The sequence below is a fragment of the Tersicoccus phoenicis genome, assembly GCF_001968835.1.
In the GTDB taxonomy this organism is placed as follows: domain Bacteria; phylum Actinomycetota; class Actinomycetes; order Actinomycetales; family Micrococcaceae; genus Tersicoccus; species Tersicoccus phoenicis.
In genome coordinates, this window is sequence record NZ_MRDE01000042.1 from 1 (window position 1) to 5614 (window position 5614).

Sequence of the window (5614 nt, forward strand, 5' to 3'; positions counted from 1 at the left end):
GGTCAGCAGGAGCCCCCCAGCCTCGGACACGATCCCGGCACCTGCGCCATCGACGCGCACGGATGGGTACAGGCCGGTAGAGTTGCTCACCAGAAGGGTGCTCCCTGAATCTGTCGAAAATGTCGTGTGGTAACAACATCTTCCCAGTTCAGGAGCACCTTTCCCCGTTCAGACACTCCCTCGGGCCCACCCTCATGAAAGGCCGAGGCTAGTGTCGAACTTGAGGACGCGGGCGTTCTCGCCGATGGTGCGGACCTCGGACTCGTTGAAGCCCCCCGGCTTGGTGGCCTGGATGTCGATGGTGATGTCGAGCCGCGCGCCTGCCCCGGCGAGTCGGTCGATCACTTCGCGGGTGACGTTGCCGATGTCGCGGGCGTAGCGGTCGGAGTCGATCTTCACCGATCCGAAGAACCGGGCGAGCACTACCTCCAGCGCAGACTCGGCCTCTGACGGCTCATCGCCCTCGGCGGAGGAACTGCCTGTCCACACGAAGTCAACCGGCCCAACGGCAGCGGAGTCACCGTCAGTCGTGGCGGCGTTCATCGCAGCCTCACGTATGGCCGCGGTCCGGTCTGCGTCAACCTGCTTCTGGGCGCGCCCGGTCTCGATGAGCAGTGTGCTGTCGGTGACCTGTATCCGGGTGTTCGAGTTCGGTGCCACGAGCAGGCTGCGGTAGCGGCCAGATTCGGCGTCCTTGCCTGATGCGATGGCGAACCGTTCGTTGTCGACGAGCACTACCGAGAGTGACTGTTCGATGGCGCTGTCGAGCACTTCGCGTCGAACGAGTCGGGGCAGGTAGGTGTAGCGGGTAAAGTAGCCCCACAACTCCCCGACGGTGATCTCACCCGCGTCGCGCCAGAGCGCGCCCAGCTCGTAGTGCAGGGTGGCGCCGAGGATCGTTGCCCCGAATTCGGTGACGAGCTGATCCTCACGTCCGAGCTTGGCGCTGACGCGCTCGGCCAGGGAACGTCCGCCGGAGTCGGGCACTCTGTCGGCGACGAGCTCGAACGGCTTGGTCGGATCGAACTGCTCGGGGTAGACCGCCCAGACGAAGGTGTCGCGGATGCGGTCGGAGACGGTCTGATCGAGCCGGGACACCCAGTCGTCGGTCTGCTTGCGTTGTTGCGCGGACAGGTTGAGGCTGTCGCTGGTTGCCTGGACTCGCTTCCAACCGAGGTAGCTGCGGGTCGCCGCTTCGAGGCTCTCGAGTTCGCTCTTGTCGGCGAGCAGAAAGATCAGCGTGTTGCGGTGGATGCGCTGGCTCGCGCCCTTGTTCTCGATGGCGTCGCGGACCCACGCATGAGCCGCCGAGTCAGCGCCGTCCTGCTTGCGACGGGCGTGCCGCGGGTGGGCGATCACCAAGCGCGTGTCTTCAAGGTCGGGGATGTCGCCGAAGGACGACGGGGCGATGTGGACCCGGTCGAATACGCCGCGCACGCGCTCTTCTCCTTGAAGGCGGCGGGTGATCTCGTTCCAGACCGTTTCGACATCTTCCCGGAGCCGCTCCGCATAGTCGTTCGCCGTCTTCGTGACGGAGGGCTGGGTGTCGAACCAGTAGTGGCCCTGCTCCTCGTAGAAGTAAGTCGAGCGCTGTGCGAGCAGTTCGACGGCGCTGCCGAAGTTCCCAAGTGTGTCGCCGGGAATCGCGGTGCCGAGCCAGAGGTACTGCTTGTCGAGCCCCTTGCGGCTGCTCTTGATACGAGGGGCGGCGCCCATGAAGATCGTGCGGGCGACGCGCTGGGTGACGAACCGCTGGCCGAGGTTGGGTCGGTCGAGGTCGATCTGTTGCGCGGTCGATCCGGGACCGTCGATGTCGGAGTCGATGATCGGCTTCCACTGGTCTTCGAGGTACTGCGTCAGGTCCGTGTTCACGGTCGTCGCATCCAGCGGCACGTTGCCGGGCAGCATCAGCGGCGAGGCGTCGTTGGATGCCCACAGCTCATGCACGATCGACGAGACAAGCTTCAGTACGCCGCGGGTGCGCTGGAACCGCTCCAGCGTCGACCAGTCCTCGTACAGGCGATCCAGCAGCTCGGGGTGCAGTGGGTAGGAGGCGCGGATGCGCTTCTCGTAGTCGTCATTCGGCGACGCTGCGTCGCGGGGGAATAGCGCGGTGTTGTTGCGGTACAGGTTCGCGAAACTGCGCGCCACGGCGGACACCGTGGTGAGGCCCTCGGCGTTCGGTGCCTGGAACAGCCGGCGGCGGACGATCTCGAACGACTCGTCCTTGCTCGACGGGCGCCACTGGTCCGCGACGCGGCGGATCACGTTCTGGAGGCGTTCGAGTGCGAGCTGCCCGTTCGCGCCACCGATCTCGATGTCGCTGCCACGTCCGTCGGCGCCGGTGTCGGAGGCCGGGATCGAGACCACGAGCATCACGCCCGGTACGGAGCGGACGATCTCGGTCAGCGACTGTGCGAAGGTGAACTGCGTCTCGAACGAGCCAGACGGGAGTTCCTTGTCGGTGACGAGCTGGCGAGCGTACGCCACCCACTCGTCGATCAGGATCAGCGAGGGCGAGTAGCGCACGATCAGAGTGCGCAGCGCTTCACCGGGGTTGGTGCCGGCGCGATCGTCCTCGGCGATCAGGTCGTAGGCTTCACGCCCGCCGAGCTGCCAGGCGAGTTCACCCCAGAGCGTGCGAACCTCAGTACCGTCGTCCTTGATGATCGGCGAGCCGGCCTTCAGGTAGGTGCCGACGAGCGCGACCCGTCGGACATCGAGCGCGCCGAGTTCGGGGTTGCCGTTCGCGGCGATGAGTTCCTGAAGCTCCTGCGGGAAATCCTTAACCGGAGTGCCGCTGAACAGGTGGTACAGCGCCAGCATCGAGTGGGTTTTACCGCCGCCGAAGTTGGTCTGAAGGTTCACCACCGGACTCGCGCCCGCCTCGCCGTTCAGGCGCCGCAGCGCCCGCGACAGCAGGTCGCGCAAACCCTCGGTGAGGTAGGTGCGTGTGAAGAACTCGACCGGATCGCCATACTCAGGGCTCGTCGCCTGACCCGTGTGAACCAGGTGAAGGTCGGCCGCGAACTCCGAGGCGGTGAACGCGCCGCGCGCCACGTCATCGTGGGGACGGATCACCTCACGCCACGGGCGCAGACCGGAGCCAGGTTCGAGCGACACCTTCGTACGCTTCACCTTTTTGCGGGTCTGATCCTCGAACACCGTGCGCTGTAGATCGACGCGCAGCTTCCGCACGTCCTCGGCGGAATCGATCGCGCCGACCGCGTGCAGCAACCGCTCAATCGTGTCGAGCGCACGCGATGCGTCGTCGGAGGAGAAGGGCTCGTTGTGTGCCCACAGGTTCCGGGTCTCGCGCAGCTCGGACGCGAAGCCCTGCTGGGCGCGGGAGAGCACGTCCTTGAAGTGGTAGCCCTGCTCGGTGATCGCGCGGAGCTGCACCTGCACGTCGTGCTTGGTCAGCGTGCGCAGCGGCCCGCCCCGGCGCTGGGCATCCTCCTTCGCCCACGCGGCTGGCCAGTCAGCGGTCTTGTGGGCCCGCGTCATGACCTCATCGACCACGTCCAGAAGCCCCTCGGAGAGCAGGTCGAACGCCTTGCCCACTCGATCTCGGTTGTTCATCGCCATCGTTGTCTCCTAGAACCCACTACTTGTTGCCGACGAGGCCGCGTTCAGCGCCGGCCAATCCCTACTCATCAGTGTCTTCTTCCGCCGCTGCGGTGAGCTGCCTCCGGGCGATCCGCTCCTGCGCCTCCCGGTAAACCGCCTGGATACGGGCCTGGAGCTGAGCCTTCGGCGGGAGGGTCGTCCAGTACTCCGCGACGACGATGCCGTCCTTGTGTAGTTCGAGCAGCTCGATCTGGTCACGGCTCGCCTCGGTGCACAGGATGAGGCCGATGGGCGGGTTCTCGTCGGGCTGGCGTTCGTGCCGGTCCAGCCACTTCAGGTAGAAGTTCATCTGGCCCTGATAGCTCGGCTTGAACTTCCCGACCTTCAACTCCACCGCGATCAACCGACGCAGCGGGCGGGAGTAAAACAGCAGGTCGAGGTAGTAGTCGTCTCCATCGAAGATCATGCGCTTCTGGCGTTCGACGAACGCCCATCCTCGACCGACCTCCAGCAGGAACGCCTCCATGTCGTGGCGCAGAGCCGCTTCGAGGTCGCGCTCCAAGAAAGTGTCGGCCAGCCCCAGCATGTCCAGCAGCACCGGGTCACGGAAAGCATCCAGCGGGATCGCCGAGCCCTCGGGAATCTGGGAGTCGGCGATCTCACGACGCTCGAACGCCTTGCGGGAGATGGCGTGCCGCAGCTCACGAACGCTGAGGTGACGGTCGATGATCTCCTTCACGTAGAAGGCTCGTGCGTCGTCGGTTGCGAGCGGAAACAGCTCGCGGAAGTGGGTCCAGCTGACTTGTTGCGCCAGCGACGCAACAAGTTCGGGCTCGGTGAACTGCTGGGAGAACCGCACCATCCGGTACAGGTTCGTCCGGTCGTAGCCTCGGCCGTACCGTGAGGTCAGTTGTTGCGCCAGCGACGCAACAAGTTCCTGATCGTGCCCAGCCCGCCCCTCGCGCAGCACGGCCACATCGATCAAGCGACCGATGTACCAGTTCCGCAGCGTCAAGGTCGCGTTCACCTGCGTGGCCGCGAACGCCTGCGCCTGGTCGATCAGAGCCGACACTTGCTCTACAAGTTCGCCGCCCTCGGCGCTGACCGACTCCGCGAAAGCACGGAACGGAGTCAGGTCAGCGCCAGAGCGGCGCGCCGATGCGTCACCGCTCTGGGCTCGATCTCGACTGCCCGACATGACCTAATCCTCGTCCTCGTCGAAGTCGAACACCTGCTGTGACGAGCGCGGGGTCGAGGCGTACTTGTGCGCCTGCTCGTTCACGTCACCCCAGGCACTCACCAGGCCGTTGAAGAGGATGGCGTCCTTCGTGTCCTTCTTCTTCTCAGCCTCATGGAACAGCAGGAAGCCCAGCTCCTTCACCGCATCCAGGTTTAGGCGCGTCTGTACCGACGGCAGCAGCTCCGCCACCTTGTCGGCACCATCCTTGGCCATCACGGCCGCTAGGCGAACCGTGGCCTCCCACACACTGACACGCATGTCGGCCCCTGGGTCCCAGACTCCTTCGAGTAGACCAGGCGCTAGCAGGCGAGCCTTGCCGCCCTTCGCTTCGAAGATGCCGCCGCGCTCCAGTTCGCTGATCGAGGTGTCAGAGGAGCGTGCAAGTTGGTCCGCGATGCCGGAGTTCTCCTGACCCCATCCGTACTGCCGATACCACTTGACCCCAAAGCGCGTGTCCGGGTCGAAGTCCGACTCCTGCTCACCAATCACCTCGTCCAACGTTGAGTTGATAAGCAGGAGCGCATCCTTCACCCTCATGTCCGAGCCATCGGCTTCCCGGACACGCGAGTAGCGAGAAAACACTGAAATACCAGGGCCGATAGCCGCCTGAGCGAGGTCAACGGGTGCGATCGCTCCTTGGATCAACGTTCGCACCCTGTGCGTCAGGATGGTGTGAGACAACAGGGTTGATGTGCTTCCCATTGTATGGGGCGAGATTGGAACGAGATCCGAGATGACGATGACCGTAGCTGATGCCGGCACCGATGATGGTGGGGTGGTGACTCCTCGAGCTGACCGTCCCAG

Annotated in this window: 2 protein-coding genes and 1 pseudogene; all 3 read right to left on the reverse strand. The window is 64.8% G+C overall.

Going from position 1 to position 5614, the window contains the following annotated elements; genetic code table 11:
* Nucleotides 1-192: 192 nt before the first annotated feature.
* A complete protein-coding gene (locus BKD30_RS07045; protein ID WP_076703521.1) occupies nt 193-3588 on the reverse strand; it encodes a Swt1 family HEPN domain-containing protein in 3396 nt (1131 codons plus the stop codon).
* 61 nt (nt 3589-3649) lie between these two features.
* Nucleotides 3650-4768: a PDDEXK nuclease domain-containing protein gene (locus BKD30_RS07050; protein ID WP_083956099.1), complete on the reverse strand. Its 1119-nt coding sequence runs from the start codon at nt 4766-4768 to the stop codon at nt 3650-3652.
* A gap of 3 nt (nt 4769-4771) precedes the next feature.
* Nucleotides 4772-5614: pseudogene (locus BKD30_RS07055) on the reverse strand (hypothetical protein); the annotation flags it as partial.

What these genes read in the sequence shown, in the direction of transcription:
- BKD30_RS07050 (WP_083956099.1), bottom strand. Translation starts at nt 4,768, where the DNA reads ATGTCGGGCAGTCGAGATCGAGCCCAGAGCGGTGACGCATCGGCGCGC.
- BKD30_RS07045 (WP_076703521.1), bottom strand. Translation starts at nt 3,588, where the DNA reads ATGGCGATGAACAACCGAGATCGAGTGGGCAAGGCGTTCGACCTGCTC.